Origin of the sequence: Parahaemophilus parainfluenzae (assembly GCF_001053575.1) — a bacterium.
In the GTDB taxonomy this organism is placed as follows: domain Bacteria; phylum Pseudomonadota; class Gammaproteobacteria; order Enterobacterales; family Pasteurellaceae; genus Haemophilus_D; species Haemophilus_D parainfluenzae_S.
This window is the reverse complement of record NZ_JVSL01000017.1, coordinates 37,368-51,980: the sequence shown is the minus strand read 5'-3', so window position 1 is coordinate 51,980 and position 14,613 is coordinate 37,368. Positions and strand designations below refer to the sequence as shown.

The window sequence follows — 14,613 nt, the reverse complement described above, 5'->3', positions numbered from 1 at the left end:
TGATGAATATGGCTCGGCAACATCCTGTCAGCCGAGTTGTCTTTTTAAGACAACAAAAAAGTCTGATTATTCTATCAGAATTTACACCTTATTTGATAAATAATGTCACCGACTCCAAATGACTGGTATGCGGGAACATATCAATCATGGCCGTTTTGATGATGCGATACCCGAAAGCACGGAGAATTTCTGCATCTCGTACTAAGGTTGCAGGGTTACAAGATACATAAAGAATGCTTTCTGCACCCAGCTCACACAACGCATTCAGTGCAAATGCTGCGCCACTACGAGGCGGGTCGAGAAGAATTTTATTGAAATGTTGTTTTGCCCAAGGTTGTTCTGAAAAAGTTTGGTCTAAATCGGCTTGATAAAATTCAACATTATCGATGTGATTAAATTGTGCATTTAATTGGGCTTTTTGTACCATATCCAAAACCCCTTCAATTCCAACAGCACTTTTCACGCGTTTGGCTAAAGGCAACGTGAAATTGCCCATGCCACAGAACAAATCTAAAACGTGATCGTCCTGATTCAAATCAAGCCAATCTAAAGCCGTCTCAACCATTTGTTGATTTAAGTGGGTATTCACTTGAATAAAATCGCGGATATCAAAAGATAAACGAATACCGTCTAACGCATAATAAGGCATTTCACCATGCACAAGTTGGATGTTTTGATCATCTTGCAGAAACAAATTCACAGCATTAACGCGTGCAAACTCGAGCAACAAAGTGCGGTCAGTTTCGGCTAAATTTCCTTTGTAACGTAACAACATGGCTACGCCATTATCCACTGAAACTAATTCAATATGCCCTAATTGTTTCGGGGTTGAATATTTAGCCCAAAGTGCGCTCAATTTGGGGATAAGATGATTAATCGCAGGCTCTGCGACTAAGCATTGCTGAATACTCACTAGCTGATTGGAGTTTTTCTGACGAAATCCCATTTCAACGGTTTTGTTTTTAGCATTCCATAGCAAACTTAATCGTACACGACGGCGATAGCCCCATTGTTCGCCACAAATCATTGGCATTAATTGAATAGGCTCTGCTTGCAGTTTACTTAAACGAGAAAAAAGAGCTTTCTCTTTCGCTTTACGCTGCATTTCTACAGGGATATGCTGACCTTGGCATCCACCACAACGTCCATAATAACGACATTGAGGCTCAACACGCTGATTACTCTTTTGTAGCCATTTTTGCGCAGTGGCTAATCCATATTGACGTTTTTCATCAGTCACTACCGCTTCCACTTTTTCCGTTGGCAAAGCATTTTCAATGAACCAGGTTTTACCTTGAGTTTTAGCGACTCCCAACCCTTGATAATCTAAATCCTGAATTTCAGCGACAACTTTTTGGGTGGTTTTCTGTTTTTTTTGTGGAGCGTAAAGTAAAGCCATGATGGTGTTTTTAATCTGTTTGTATTAAAGAAAGGGATTATTTTAAATAAAGTACGTTTTGCGTAAATAACTCTCGGCTTTTCAGTGGCTTATCACCTAAATAAGGTTTGAGCGCGATTCGAGTAAAGCGCTTTGCTGCTTGCAAGACGGACTCATCGGTGAATTCCAAACGGTCAAACGCAAGTAAATCTCGGCCATAAAAGGTTAAGTTATCTTTCACTAACGAGGCGATAAAACCCTTTTCCGCACGATATTGGTAAGTCATCGATTCATCTACTGGTAAACCTGAGCCTGCACAATGCAAAAAATCGATACCATAACCTAAGATTTTAAGTAAATGAAATTCAAATAGACGTAATGTAGGCTCAACCTGTGGTTGAGTGGCTAAACCTGTTAAGCATTGAAGATAATGCTGAAAAAGTTGTGGATTGACCGTTTCTGGCTCGATCACTCGAGTAATCAGCTCATTTACATAAAACCCGCTGTATAAAGCCGTTTGCTGTAAAGGCAGCGTAATTGCTGCGGGCTCTGCTTTCGTGAGTGTTTTTAATGCGCCTTTTCCTGACCAACGAAGAAATAATGGCGTAAAAGGCTGTAAGACAGATTTCCATGCCGAACGTTTCGCTCGTGCACCTTTTGCAATAACCGTCAAACGCCCCGTTTCTTCAGTGAATAAATCCACTAAAAGGCTGGTTTCACTATAAGGACGACGATGTAACACAAAGCCGCGTTGGAGATCCATAAAAGAATTATTTGCCTGATTTTAATTCACTTGGTTGTTTCACACAGCGTTCAGCAAGCACTTCACCTACGCTAGTTTGTAATTGACTGAAGTCATCACGCTCCTGCCAATACCAACGAATATTCGCATAATTTCTCCCACGCTCAGAAATCACTCGTGTCAATTTTTCGGTTACATCATTAAAAGTAACGGTCACCTGACTGAGTGTTTTTTTACTTTTCTGTTTTTGCTTGGTATGAACCACACTCACTTCTTTATTGCCTTTACACAAATAAACCGTCGCCGAACCCTTTTGGGACTTTTTATCCACGGTTTGCACTTTCATTTTCTGTGGTGCTGGTTTGCTTAATTCAACATTTTGTGAACAAGCAGAAAGACAAAGTGCGGTAAAAATTACGCTTAATTTTTTTAACATGAATTCTATTTCCATCAAGGTTTGTTTATGATTGCTCACTTTGCGAAATGAGCAAGGATAAACAATCTTATCTAGAAAAATGGGCGATTACTCGCCCACTAAAAATTATTTTTTATACTGATATGAACCATCGGCTTGACGAATGAACTTGCCACCATTTGATAAACGAAGCTCACTCACTCGACCTTGACTATTCACCGAAACCTGTACTTTGTCACCAGGTTTGAAGTTACTTAATGCATTGCCTGCACCGCTTGCTTTTGTCATGGCATTCACATCTGAAATATTCAATTTATTATCACGGAATACTTGCATCAATGAAACACCTTGCGGCACCGTTAATGTTTTTGTTGCACCGGTTGAAGCGGTTTGTGCTGCAGGTTCAGCTGCTTTCACTGTATTGTGGGTTGCTGATTTTGCTTCCACAATTTGAACCTTACTGTCTTTAGTCGCAACCGGTTTTGCTTCTTGAATTTTGCTTGACTCTTTTTTCACGGTTTGAGTCGGCTGAACTGTTGCTTTTTCAGCTACAGGTTTAGGCTGTTTTTTCTCTTGAACCACAGATGTCTGTTCGCGACGAGGTTCTGCTTTATGCTCAACTGTTGCGGTATGTTTTTCTACAGCTGGTTGCACTGTTTTCACAGGTTCTTTAACTGGTGCAGGAGCAACAGCCGGTTGAACCGGTGCTGGTTGAGTTGCTGGTTGTTGACCAACAGTTTGTTGTGCAGGCTCTGCAGGTTGTGATTTCGCCGCATCTGCTTTATCACCTACGTACTCCATGGCTGGAGGTGTATCTGATTTAGCGTCATTTGCAGCTTGTTCTGTCGTTGCCGGCGCTGCATTGTTATTGTTATCTAATACTGTGGTTTCAACCGGTTGAGACTGATCCAATGATTGGAATTGAACTGGAATTTCATTGCTGTTTTGTTGTTCAAAAGACTCTACCGTATCTGAGTTTGGTTTTAGGGTGAAGAAAATGATCAGCAAGACCACTAACCCCAAGATAGCAATAAATAAACGGCGATGTTTTTCTGGTAACATTTGTAGAACCTTCCATTTTTCAGGTGATTTCAAGCTTGCTGCTGCAGCAGCTGTTGCTGGTGCAACGGTTTCTGCTTGAGTTTTCACTTCTTCCACAATCTCTTCTGCAGGTGAATTTTCAAAAATCACTTTTTCTTCCGCTGCGTTTTCTACTTGAACATTTTCAACAGGTTCTTGAGCGCCGAAAGCACTTGATTGCACTGACTGTTCAGTATTTTCACTTTGGTATGCTTGAGAAGGTGAAAAAGGTTGACTTGCTACCGCACCAAAAGTTGGTTCGCGACGAACATGGAATTGTGTATCTGGCTGTTCTTTTTTACCAAATAAACCTTTGGCTTTATCAAAAATTGAGCCACTTTGTTGAACCGGTTTTCTTGGTGTCACAGAGTCAGAGTGATTAAATCCTAAATCTAATTCATTTTGAGATGAATTGTCGTTAGGTTGATTTTTATTATCCACGGTATTACCTCGATTTGCTAAACTAAAGATCGCACAAAAGTGCGGTGAAAAATTGAATCGTATTTTATCGGATCTTAAGCGGTGTATAAAGTCTTATTTGGCTCTCCGCCAATTTCTCGTGCTAATTTGGGCACTAAATAGCCAGAAGTGAGAGCCTGTAATTCTTTGTAAATTTGTAATGCTTTCTCATCTGAGATATAAAAATGGCTCGCCCCCTGCACTTTATCCAATAAATGCAAGTAATAAGGCAAAATTCCCGCTTGAAATAGCTTATCGCTCAATACTTTTAATGTATATGGGTTATCATTCACATCTTTTAAAAGGACTGATTGATTAAGTAAGGTAACTTTAGCGCCTGCCAGTTTTTGCATAGCCAAAGAAAGCGCCTCATCAATTTCATTTGGATGATTGATATGTGTTACAAACACCGCTTGTAATCGGCTTTTTAGCAATAAATCACAAAATTCATCCGTAATGCGCTCTGGAATCACGACCGGCAAACGAGAGTGAATACGCAAACGCTGTAAGTGCGGTATTCTTTCAAGGCGTTCTAATAGCCATGCCCATTCACTATCCTTTGCCATCATCGGATCGCCACCCGAAAAAATCACTTCTTCAATTTCTGAATGGGCCGCAATATAGTCTATTGCTTGTTGCCAACTCGTTTTATTGCCTGGGTTTTGATCATAAGGAAAATGGCGACGGAAACAATAACGACAGTTAACGGCACAGCCTCCTTTTGCCATGAACAGCAAGCGATTTTGGTATTTATGCAGAATATTAGGCACCGCATTTTTTTGCTGCTCATCTAAAGGATCTTGGCTAAACCCTTCCGCTTCAATAAATTCTTGTTGAGCCGTCATCACTTGCAAAAAAAGTGGGTCTTTCGGATTCCCTTTTTCCATTTTATCAACAAAAGGCAAAGGCACTCGCATAGCAAAAAGTTTACGAGCAGTGATATCCTCGGCAAAATCTTCAACAGACAAATTTAAGGTTTTTAACAAGATTTTCGGATCAGAAATCGCATTTTTTAGGGTTTCTAACCAATTTTGTTCTTCTCTAATCGCAATATTTTGGGTTAAAATACGCACTTTCAAACAATCTCTATTTTTTTAGGATATTTTTAATATGGCTACATATACTACCAGTGATTTCAAACCAGGTCTAAAATTTATGCAAGACGGTGAGCCTTGTGTGATCGTTGAAAACGAATTCGTTAAACCAGGTAAAGGCCAAGCTTTTACTCGTACTCGTATTCGTAAATTAATTTCAGGCAAAGTATTAGACGTAAACTTCAAATCTGGTACTTCGGTTGAAGCTGCTGATGTTATGGATCTTAACCTCACTTATTCATACAAAGATGATGCATTCTGGTACTTCATGCACCCAGAAACATTTGAACAATACTCAGCTGATGCAAAAGCAGTGGGTGATGCAGAAAAATGGTTATTAGACCAAGCAGATTGTATCGTGACTTTATGGAACGGTGCGCCAATTACTGTCACTCCACCAAACTTCGTAGAATTAGAAATCATCGATACTGACCCTGGTCTTAAAGGTGATACTGCGGGTACAGGCGGTAAACCAGCAACATTAAGTACTGGCGCTGTGGTGAAAGTACCTCTTTTCGTTCAAATCGGTGAAGTAATTAAAGTCGATACTCGTTCAGGCGAATACGTTTCTCGTGTGAAATAATCTTTCATGGTGAAATAAAAGAGCGGTCAATATTTGATGAATATTGACCGTTTTTTATTGCTTGCATATTAGTTTTAGAAAGATAAAAAATGCGGTTATTTCTAACCGCACTTTGATTGATTATTTCGCTTTTGAGCCTTCTAAATCTAAAGAAGGTTTTCTATCTGAGTTCACACAAATGATTTGTGCCGCCGCATAGAGCGTTGTATTAGGTTTTAAGCTAATAGTGTATTTCTCTTGTTTTTTCGGTGCGGTACGTAAGCCTTCGCCCCAGAAATCATCATAAAAATCAGTACGAACTTGGGTTAAATGGTAGTTCTTACAGTTTAAGATTTTATATTGGCGAACAGAACGTGCATAACGTCTTTTCTCATTTGGATACACATATAAACCTTTATCCAAATTCACCACTGCATCAAAATGCACTTGGTTTAAATCTTGGTTATCCACCCAAATTGAATCGGTATCAATGTAGTAATTTTTATCTTTTACTAATCGAATATACCCTACTCTATCTTTTGAAGGTGGCGTTAAGGTCACCTCTTCTTGTGTAACTGGCGATTGAACAGCTGAACAGCCTGCTAAAAGGGCTACACCTAAAAACGTTAATGCTAATTTTTTCATTTTTCCTCCTTAAAGCTTTCTAAAGCCTGCTGTTAATCTTTTTACACCTTAGCTTAATATTTTACCGTATGTCCATATCCTTCAAGGATTGTTTTAATATGCTCAAGTGATTCTTTTGTCGGTGGTAAAACATCTTCGAGCTCATAGTCAAAGCCAAGGGTTTTCCATTTATGAGCGCCTAATCGATGATAAGGGAGAAGTTCGACTTTTTCAATATTGGTCATACCTTCAATAAACTGTCCGAGCAGATGAACATCATGATCGTTATCGGTATAACCTGGAACGACTACATAACGAATCCAGGTACGCTGATTACGTTTTTGCAAATATTTCGCAAATTCCAGTGTCCGTTTATTTGGTACACCGATCAGATTTTGGTGTACTTTGTCGTTAAGTTCTTTTAAATCAAGCAAAACGAGATCAGTTACATCGAGTAGTTCATCAATAATGTGGTCATAATGACGTACAAACCCATTGGTATCTAAACACGTATTAATTCCTTCTGCTTTACACGCTCGGAACCAATCACGAACAAACTCAGCTTGAAGAATGGCCTCACCACCTGATGCTGTCACACCACCACCAGTTGCATTCATAAAATGGCGATAGCTCACGACTTCTTTCATGAGTTCTTCCACACTGATTTCGCGGCCACCATCAAGATCCCAAGTATCACGATTGTGACAATATTTGCAACGCATCAAACAGCCTTGCATAAATAAAATAAAACGAATACCCGGACCATCCACGGTGCCACAGGATTCAAAGGAGTGAATTCTTCCTAGAACAGACATACATAAATTTCCAAAAAATAAATCTAGCTAAATTTTATCAAAAATATCATCTATAAAAAATGAGCCTGACTTAAAATCAGGCTCATAATTAAAATATATTTGTCAAAGTGCGGTCATTATTCGCTAACTTTTTGAAAGGTTTGCACCACCGGCGCTTGTTCACAATACTCGACCAATACAGGTACAATTGAGGTAAAGTGTGGTGTTGCAAAATGTTGTTCTAAATCAGCTTTGCTTTTCCATTGCTCAATAAAAACATAATGATTAGCTTGTTCGCTATTTTGTTGTAATTCGTAAGATACGCATCCTGTTTCTTGGCGAGTATGCTTAATCAACTCTTGGCATTGAGCTAAAAAATCATTGATTTTATCTGCTTTCACTGAAAATTGGGCAATAACTGTTAGCATAATTTGATCTCCTATATAAAACCACTTATAAAACTAGTCTATAAGTGGTTTGTATTAAAGCATAATTTTATTTAGAACGATTCTGTGAATGTACGAGTGACGACGTCTTGTTGTTGCTCTTTAGTTAAAGAGTTGAAACGTACTGCGTAACCAGATACACGAATGGTTAATTGCGGATATTTATCCGGATTTTCCATCGCATCTAATAACATTTCACGGTTTAATACGTTCACATTTAAGTGTTGGCCACCTTCTACTGCGGCTTCATGGTGGAAGTAACCATCCATTAAGCCAGCAAGGTTACGACGTTGTGCTTCTGGATCTTTACCTAACGCATTTGGTACGATTGAGAAGGTATAAGAAATACCATCTTTCGCGTAAGCAAATGGAAGTTTAGCCACAGAAGTTAATGATGCTACCGCACCTTTTTGGTCACGACCGTGCATTGGGTTAGCACCTGGTCCGAATGGCGCGCCTGCACGACGACCATCTGGGGTGTTACCTGTTTTCTTACCATAAACCACGTTAGAAGTAATGGTTAATACAGACTGTGTAGGCACAGCATTGCGGTAAGTTTTAAGTTTTTGAATTTTCTTCATGAAACGTTCAACTAAGTCACAAGCGATGTCATCAACACGGTTGTCGTTGTTACCATATTGTGGATATTCACCCTCGATTTCGAAGTCGATCGCGACGTTGCTTGCTACAACATTGCCATCTTTATCTTTGATGTCGCCACGAACTGGTTTAACTTTCGCATATTTAATTGCTGAAAGAGAGTCTGCTGCAACAGAAAGACCTGCGATACCACAAGCCATAGTACGGTATACATCACGATCATGTAACGCCATTAATGCGGCTTCATATGAATATTTATCATGCATATAGTGGATGATGTTTAAGGCAGTCACATATTGTTTTGCCAACCAATCCATAAAGCTGTCCATACGAGTCATTACGGTGTCGAAATCTAATACTTCATCAGTGATTGGTGCTGTTTTCGGACCTACTTGCATACCTAATTTTTCATCGATACCGCCGTTGATTGCGTATAACAATGTTTTCGCTAAGTTTGCACGCGCACCGAAGAATTGCATTTGTTTACCAACAACCATTGGTGATACACAACATGCGATTGCGTAGTCATCATTGTTGAAGTCTGGACGCATTAAATCATCGTTTTCGTATTGAACTGATGAGGTATCAATCGATACTTTCGCACAGAAACGTTTGAAGTTTTCAGGTAATTGTTCAGACCAAAGAATTGTTAAGTTTGGTTCTGGAGAAGTACCCATGTTGTAAAGGGTGTGTAAAATACGGAAGGTATTTTTGGTTACTAATGTACGGCCATCTAAACCCATACCTGCGATGGTTTCAGTTGCCCACATTGGGTCACCAGAGAATAATTGATCGTATTCAGGTGTACGTAAGAAACGAACCATACGAAGTTTCATGACTAAGTGGTCAACTAATTCTTGCGCTTCAGTTTCAGTAAGTTTACCTGCTTTTAAATCACGTTCGATATAGATATCGATAAAGGTTGCAGTACGACCGAATGACATCGCTGCACCATTTTGTGATTTGATTGCTGCTAAGTAAGCAAAGTACATCCATTGGATTGCTTCTTTAGCGTTAGTTGCAGGGTTAGAAATATCGTAACCGTAGCTTGCTGCCATTTGTTTCATTTGGCCTAATGCACGGTGTTGTTCTGCGATTTCTTCACGTAAACGGATAGTTGCTTCTAGATTTACGCCATCTTCTAAGTCTTTTTGTAAAGAAGTAAATTGTGCGTATTTATCTTTCATTAAGAAGTCAACACCATAAAGTGCGACACGACGGTAGTCTCCAATGATACGACCACGGCCGTAAGCATCTGGAAGACCAGTTAATACACCTGATTTACGACAACGTAAAATGTCTGGCGTATAAACATCGAATACACCTTGGTTGTGGGTTTTACGATATTCAGTGAAGATTTTTTTCACTTCAGGATCTAATTCGCGACCGTAAATTTTGCATGATCCTTCCACCATTTTAATACCACCAAATGGCATAATGGCACGTTTTAATGGAGCATCAGTTTGAAGACCTACGATTTTCTCTAAGTCTTTATTGATATAACCTGGTGCGTGAGAAGTAATCGTTGAAGGCGTATGTTCGTCAAAGTCTAATGGCGCATGTGTGCGGTTTTCAACTTTAATTCCTTCCATTACGGTTTCCCAAAGTTTTGTTGTAGCTTCGGTTGGACCAGCTAAGAAAGAATCATCACCTTCATACGGGGTGTAGTTCTTTTGAATAAAATCACGCACGTTGACGTTTTCTTGCCAATCACCGGCAACGAATCCTGCCCACGCAACTTTTTGTGCTTCATTAAGTTCTGACATAGTCATTTCCTTTTTTAATTGATAAAAAATAAGTCTTGTTTAGTTCGTTAGTACATTAGTGCGCTTTGGTTAAATAACGTTGGAATAAGCCGATACAAACCGCACCACCCACAATGTTTCCTAACGTTACTGGAATCAAATTCTTAACAATGAAATGATAGAGATCTAAATCTGCATATTTCATTGGATCCACACCAATTTGTTGCCAAAATTCTGGCGTACTAGAATGAGCTGTGATAATGCCTAGTGGAATCATAAACATATTTGCCACACAGTGTTCAAAACCAGATGCGACAAATAAACCAATCGGCATGATCATAATAAATGCTTTGTCTGTAACAGTTTTACCGGAATAAGACATCCATACCGCTACACACACCATAATGTTACATAAAATACCAAGGTTAAATGCTTCAAACCAAGTATGATGAATCTTATGTTGAGCGGTTGCCAAAATGGTTAAACCCCATTGACCATTTGCTGCCATGGTTTGTCCCCCAAACCAAATCACTGCAGCAATAAATAAACCGCCCACAAAGTTGCCCAAATATACCACAATCCAATTTCGGATCATTTGAGTTGTGGTTATCTTACCGCCTACGCGGGCAACTAAGGTTAAAGTAGAAGAGGTAAATAATTCAGATCCTAAAATTACCACCATAATTACGCCTAAAGAGAAGACTAACCCACCGACTAACTTGGTTAATCCCCAAGGCGCTCCTGCGCTTGCTGTTTGTGTCGTCGTATAGAATACAAAGGCTAAAGCAATACAAGCCCCAGCACTAATACCAGACAGAAATGATAAAAATGGGCGTTTTTGCGCTTTATACGCAGCGACGCTTTCAGCATAATCCGTTGCTTCAACTGGTGTGAGAGCAACAGAAGATTGATTTAAATTTTCTGATGCCATATCTAACTCCAAATAGTTGGTTTATTATTTCTTATACTACAACATAGGTATTCCTATACCCATTTGGTATTCTACTCTCTTATAAAACCATTGCAAGAAATCCCCGACTTATTCCAAAAAAATTTGATATTTTGCAAGTTTTGGTAAATTTTCTGCTCGAAAAATAAAAAAAGCGGAATATCACTATTCCGCTTTTCATATAAAAATAACAACATTAAAACACGATACGATCTCGGTTTTTTTCTAGTGTGGCTTTGCCAATGCCTTGTACTTCAAGTAGTTGTTCTGCTACAGTGAAATTACCGTGTTTTTCACGATACTGCACAATGGCTTCTGCTTTTTTTGCCCCAATACCAATCAGTGCTTTTTGAATTTCTGATGCGCTAGCGGTATTGATATTTAATTTATCACTCACCGTTTGTTGTACAGTTTGTGATGGTGCTTGCACAGCAGTTTGTTGCTGCACTTGCGTTTGCGGTTGAGCCTGCTCTGCTGTCTTTTCTTCTGCAATTGCTTGTGTACTCAACATCGCGCCTGCAATAAATAATGAACTAAATAAATGTTTCATCAATTTCATAAAAATGCCCTTTATTAACAAATAAGTACCGTTGATTCATATCAACAGTGACATTTTTAAGAAACATGGAAAACACGCAAGAAATCGACCGCGCTTTTGCGATCTTGATCGCAAAAATTACATTTAAGCAAATAAAAAAACAACCTTAGCGAACCACTACAGCTGTGCCACTCGCAATCACCATAAACATACTTTTATTGCTTACTGTTGCGTAATTAATCTCTACGCCAACCACGGCATTTGCTCCTAAAGCAATCGCTTTTTCTTCCAACTCTTTCAAGGCATCTTGGCGTGCACGACTAATACGACGCTCATAAACACTCGAACGCCCACCAATCACATCGGTAATAGCCGCAAAAAAATCACGGATGAAGTTTGCCCCAGCAATCACTTCCCCAAAGACGACTTGTTTATATTCTACGATTTGTTTACCTTCAATATTAGGCGTAGTGGTAATAATCATTTTGTATCCTTTAATTCTCGTAAAAAATCAACCGCACTTTAGGCTGTTAATTTTGATTTTAAAACAGCTAATGCCTTCGCACGATGAGAGATTTTCTTTTTCTCTACGGTTTCTAATTCTGCAAAAGTACAGCCTTTTTCTGGGCTAAAAAAGAGCGAATCATAACCAAAGCCATTTTCACCTTTCTCTTCATAAATAATCTTACCATCACATTCACCTTGAGCAATGATTGGAGAAGGATCACTTGGGTGTTGTAATAACACAATCGTACTCACAAATTTTGCTTGGCGACGTTCAGTTGGAACATCAGCTAATTCTGCCAGTAATTTTTCACGATTTTTCGCATCGGCTTCATCACCATCTACACCCGCATAACGTGCAGAATACAATCCTGGCGCACCATTTAACGCATCCACCACGAGACCGGAATCATCCGCTATTGCCGGTAACCCTGATTTTTCAGCCGCATAGCGTGCTTTAAGGATCGCATTTTCGACAAACGTTAAGCCCGTTTCCTCTGGACTTTCGATGCCTAAATCCGTTTGAGCAATCACTTCAAAACCGAAATTGGCTAATACATCCGCCATTTCTTTTACTTTGCCTTTATTACCTGTGGCAAGCACAATTTTTTGTTTCATGATTCTGTCCCTCATATCAAACATTGTCTTATTTTAGCATCTCACCAAAAATTTTCGGAATAAATATTGACCTTAACCTTAGGTCAAAGTTTATGATTGGTGCTCATTCAGTTATCACATAGGAGAAAAACATGAAAAAACTTATGACTTTTATCACACTTAGCGCTGCTGCAGTTTCAATTTATGCCCAAGCTAATGAACAACCGCATCAAGCACACATGAATATGCCAATGTCGACAGATTCTGCAATGCAACAAGAATTAATGCAAGGTATGAGTCAAATGCATCAAGACATGATGGCAGCTGCACAATATAAAGATCCTGATGTTGCTTTTGCAGCAGGTATGTTGCCACACCATATTGGCGCAGTAAAAATGGCGGAAGTTGAATTAAAATACGGAAAAGATCCTGAGATGCGTAAGCTTGCTGAGAATATTATTAACGCTCAACAAGCAGAAATTGAACAAATGCAAAAATGGCTTAAAGTGCACAATAAAAAATAAAATAACACAAAAAAAGTGCGGTAAATTAACCGCACTTTTTTAATAGAATTAGTTTACTTCTTTTATTCGTAGCTCTTTTGGCACTTCAAAGAACATATTCTCTTCTAAGCCTTGAAGCTCTTCGATACTATCCGCACCAAATTCTTTTAATCGAGCAATCACGGATTGCACCAACTCTTCTGGTGCTGAAGCCCCCGCAGTCACACCAATTGTTTCAACGCCTTCAAACCAATCTGCTGCCACATCATTTGGATCATCAATCAATTTTGATTTCACGCCCATACGTGATGCCAACTCAGCTAAACGGTTAGAATTTGATGAGTTTTTAGAACCTACAACAACCACTAAATCACATTGTTTTGCTAATTCACGCACCGCTTCTTGACGATTGGTTGTGGCATAGCAAATATCGTTTTTATGTGGGCCTTGAATAGCAGGATATTTGTCTTTCAATGCACTGATAGTTTCTGCCGTATCATCAAGAGAAAGTGTGGTTTGCGTCATAAAGGTTAAATCATCATTTTCTTGAACCGGCAAACGAGCAATATCTTCCACGCTTTCAATTAAGAAAATACCACCTTCCTCGTTGTTGTACTGCCCCATTGTGCCTTCCACTTCTGGATGGCCTTTGTGTCCGATCAAAATCGCTTTCGTCCCTTTACGGCTCGCTCGAGCCACTTGCATATGTACCTTGGTTACCAACGGACAAGTTGCATCAAATACTTTTAACTGACGATCTTTCGCTTCCTGCCGAACGGCTTGTGACACACCATGAGCAGAAAAAATCACAATGGCGCCATCTGGCACTTCACTTAATTCTTCTACAAAAATCGCCCCACGCTCACGCAAACCATTCACCACAAAACGGTTGTGCACCACTTCATGACGCACATAAATCGGTGCGCCATGAATTTCAAGTGCTAATTCAACAATGCTAATGGCACGATCGACACCCGCGCAAAATCCACGAGGGTTAGCTAAAATTATCTTCATTTTTGACCGCTCTTTTTATCACCTTTAAAGGCATCTAATGCTAATAAACCCGCACCAATACAAATTGCAATATCTGCCACATTGAATACCGGATAATGATAAATATCCCAATAAAAATCGAAGAAATCCACCACAAAACCGTTATACGCACGGTCCACCATATTGGCTAATGCGCCACCGATAATCAGTGCATAAGCTGAGTTTTGTAATTTTTGTTCTGCAGAATTCTTTTTCATAAAGTACGCTAGCATTAAAGAAATCCCGATTGCTAGCACGATAAAGAAATATTTCTGCCAACCATCATGCTCAGCTAAAAAGCTAAACGCTGCACCATAGTTACGCACATAGGTTAAATTAAAAATGGGCAATATGTTTACGCTTTCATAGAGATCAAAGCGTTGCACTACAATATATTTGGTCAGTAAATCAAGGATAAATGCGACCGCACTTAGCCAAAGGAATGATAGTCCTGTTTTATTTTTTGTCATAGGAAATTATCTGTCTTTATAAATGGACGATGATTTTAACAACTCGAATAGCCTTTATAAAGTAAAAGGCATCAAATTATA

General features: G+C 39.3%; 17 protein-coding genes. 2 read left to right on the top strand and 15 right to left on the bottom strand.

The features are described 5' to 3' along the window. Window positions 1–88 precede the first annotated feature (88 nt). From rlmD to epmB, 5 genes are all read right to left on the bottom strand, one after another. Window positions 89–1,399, bottom strand: coding sequence for a 23S rRNA (uracil(1939)-C(5))-methyltransferase RlmD (gene rlmD, locus AC979_RS02345; protein ID WP_049372711.1), 1,311 nt, complete (start codon window positions 1,397–1,399; stop codon window positions 89–91). 37 nt (window positions 1,400–1,436) lie between these two features. After that, complete coding sequence (recO, locus tag AC979_RS02340; protein ID WP_049372710.1) at window positions 1,437–2,141, bottom strand: DNA repair protein RecO; 705 nt, start codon at window positions 2,139–2,141, stop codon at window positions 1,437–1,439. A 7-nt stretch (window positions 2,142–2,148) separates the two neighbouring features. Continuing rightward, window positions 2,149–2,556 (bottom strand): MliC family protein, encoded by a 408-nt coding sequence (locus AC979_RS02335; protein ID WP_049372709.1) that lies wholly within the window; start codon window positions 2,554–2,556, stop codon window positions 2,149–2,151. A 105-nt stretch (window positions 2,557–2,661) separates the two neighbouring features. Then, window positions 2,662–4,056, bottom strand: a complete 1,395-nt coding sequence (oapA, locus tag AC979_RS02330; RefSeq protein WP_049372708.1) for an opacity-associated protein OapA — start codon at window positions 4,054–4,056, stop codon at window positions 2,662–2,664. Between the two features lie 74 nt (window positions 4,057–4,130). After that, window positions 4,131–5,147 (bottom strand): EF-P beta-lysylation protein EpmB, encoded by a 1,017-nt coding sequence (gene epmB / locus AC979_RS02325; RefSeq protein WP_049372919.1) that lies wholly within the window; start codon window positions 5,145–5,147, stop codon window positions 4,131–4,133. 37 nt (window positions 5,148–5,184) lie between these two features. Here epmB and efp point away from each other — a divergent pair, with 37 nt between their 5' ends. Next, window positions 5,185–5,751 (top strand): elongation factor P, encoded by a 567-nt coding sequence (gene efp, locus AC979_RS02320; protein WP_005695259.1) that lies wholly within the window; start codon window positions 5,185–5,187, stop codon window positions 5,749–5,751. A gap of 120 nt (window positions 5,752–5,871) precedes the next feature. On the opposite strand, the gene AC979_RS02315 is transcribed toward efp, so the two are convergent. The 8 genes from AC979_RS02315 to rdgB all read right to left on the bottom strand — a co-directional run bounded on the left by AC979_RS02315 (window position 5,872) and on the right by rdgB (window position 12,548). After that, window positions 5,872–6,375, bottom strand: a complete 504-nt coding sequence (locus AC979_RS02315) for a surface-adhesin E family protein (protein WP_049372707.1) — start codon at window positions 6,373–6,375, stop codon at window positions 5,872–5,874. A gap of 53 nt (window positions 6,376–6,428) precedes the next feature. Beyond that, window positions 6,429–7,169, bottom strand: coding sequence for a pyruvate formate lyase 1-activating protein (gene pflA, locus AC979_RS02310; RefSeq protein WP_049372706.1), 741 nt, complete (start codon window positions 7,167–7,169; stop codon window positions 6,429–6,431). A 116-nt stretch (window positions 7,170–7,285) separates the two neighbouring features. Further along, window positions 7,286–7,576 carry a putative quinol monooxygenase gene (locus AC979_RS02305; protein ID WP_005647085.1) on the bottom strand — a complete coding sequence of 97 codons (291 nt, stop codon included), beginning with the start codon at window positions 7,574–7,576 and terminating at the stop codon, window positions 7,286–7,288. Between the two features lie 71 nt (window positions 7,577–7,647). Further along, on the bottom strand, window positions 7,648–9,960 hold the full coding sequence (gene pflB, locus AC979_RS02300) for a formate C-acetyltransferase (protein ID WP_049367282.1): 2,313 nt from the start codon (window positions 9,958–9,960) through the stop codon (window positions 7,648–7,650). A gap of 55 nt (window positions 9,961–10,015) precedes the next feature. Beyond that, the gene (focA, locus tag AC979_RS02295) at window positions 10,016–10,870 is read right to left on the bottom strand and encodes a formate transporter FocA (RefSeq protein WP_049372705.1); all 855 of its coding nucleotides are present in this window, start codon (window positions 10,868–10,870) and stop codon (window positions 10,016–10,018) included. A gap of 214 nt (window positions 10,871–11,084) precedes the next feature. Continuing rightward, entirely contained in the window at window positions 11,085–11,447 is a 363-nt protein-coding gene (locus tag AC979_RS02290) for a helix-hairpin-helix domain-containing protein (protein ID WP_049372704.1), read from the bottom strand. Between the two features lie 145 nt (window positions 11,448–11,592). Further along, a complete protein-coding gene (locus AC979_RS02285) occupies window positions 11,593–11,910 on the bottom strand; it encodes a heavy metal-binding domain-containing protein (RefSeq protein ID WP_005695251.1) in 318 nt (105 codons plus the stop codon). A 38-nt stretch (window positions 11,911–11,948) separates the two neighbouring features. Continuing rightward, window positions 11,949–12,548 (bottom strand): RdgB/HAM1 family non-canonical purine NTP pyrophosphatase, encoded by a 600-nt coding sequence (rdgB, locus tag AC979_RS02280; protein ID WP_049372703.1) that lies wholly within the window; start codon window positions 12,546–12,548, stop codon window positions 11,949–11,951. Window positions 12,549–12,679: 131 nt separating this feature from the next. On the opposite strand from rdgB, the gene copM reads away from it, so the two are divergent. After that, on the top strand, window positions 12,680–13,051 hold the full coding sequence (gene copM / locus AC979_RS02275; protein WP_049357924.1) for a CopM family metallochaperone: 372 nt from the start codon (window positions 12,680–12,682) through the stop codon (window positions 13,049–13,051). Window positions 13,052–13,099: 48 nt separating this feature from the next. Here copM and ispH read toward each other — a convergent pair whose 3' ends face one another. Next, complete coding sequence (gene ispH / locus AC979_RS02270) at window positions 13,100–14,044, bottom strand: 4-hydroxy-3-methylbut-2-enyl diphosphate reductase (RefSeq protein WP_049372702.1); 945 nt, start codon at window positions 14,042–14,044, stop codon at window positions 13,100–13,102. Beyond that, on the bottom strand, window positions 14,041–14,532 hold the full coding sequence (lspA, locus tag AC979_RS02265; RefSeq protein ID WP_049372701.1) for a signal peptidase II: 492 nt from the start codon (window positions 14,530–14,532) through the stop codon (window positions 14,041–14,043). Before lspA ends, ispH begins: the two co-directional genes overlap by 4 nt. Window positions 14,533–14,613: the final 81 nt, after the last annotated feature.

Coding starts and splice junctions, on each gene's coding strand:
- recO (WP_049372710.1), bottom strand. CDS start 2,141: ATGGATCTCCAACGCGGCTTTGTGTTACATCGTCGTCCTTATAGTGAA.
- focA (WP_049372705.1), bottom strand. CDS start 10,870: ATGGCATCAGAAAATTTAAATCAATCTTCTGTTGCTCTCACACCAGTT.
- pflA (WP_049372706.1), bottom strand. CDS start 7,169: ATGTCTGTTCTAGGAAGAATTCACTCCTTTGAATCCTGTGGCACCGTG.
- ispH (WP_049372702.1), bottom strand. CDS start 14,044: ATGAAGATAATTTTAGCTAACCCTCGTGGATTTTGCGCGGGTGTCGAT.
- efp (WP_005695259.1), top strand. CDS start 5,185: ATGGCTACATATACTACCAGTGATTTCAAACCAGGTCTAAAATTTATG.
- AC979_RS02285 (WP_005695251.1), bottom strand. CDS start 11,910: ATGATTATTACCACTACGCCTAATATTGAAGGTAAACAAATCGTAGAA.
- AC979_RS02335 (WP_049372709.1), bottom strand. CDS start 2,556: ATGTTAAAAAAATTAAGCGTAATTTTTACCGCACTTTGTCTTTCTGCT.
- copM (WP_049357924.1), top strand. CDS start 12,680: ATGAAAAAACTTATGACTTTTATCACACTTAGCGCTGCTGCAGTTTCA.
- AC979_RS02290 (WP_049372704.1), bottom strand. CDS start 11,447: ATGAAATTGATGAAACATTTATTTAGTTCATTATTTATTGCAGGCGCG.
- rlmD (WP_049372711.1), bottom strand. CDS start 1,399: ATGGCTTTACTTTACGCTCCACAAAAAAAACAGAAAACCACCCAAAAA.
- AC979_RS02315 (WP_049372707.1), bottom strand. CDS start 6,375: ATGAAAAAATTAGCATTAACGTTTTTAGGTGTAGCCCTTTTAGCAGGC.
- AC979_RS02305 (WP_005647085.1), bottom strand. CDS start 7,576: ATGCTAACAGTTATTGCCCAATTTTCAGTGAAAGCAGATAAAATCAAT.
- rdgB (WP_049372703.1), bottom strand. CDS start 12,548: ATGAAACAAAAAATTGTGCTTGCCACAGGTAATAAAGGCAAAGTAAAA.
- pflB (WP_049367282.1), bottom strand. CDS start 9,960: ATGTCAGAACTTAATGAAGCACAAAAAGTTGCGTGGGCAGGATTCGTT.
- lspA (WP_049372701.1), bottom strand. CDS start 14,532: ATGACAAAAAATAAAACAGGACTATCATTCCTTTGGCTAAGTGCGGTC.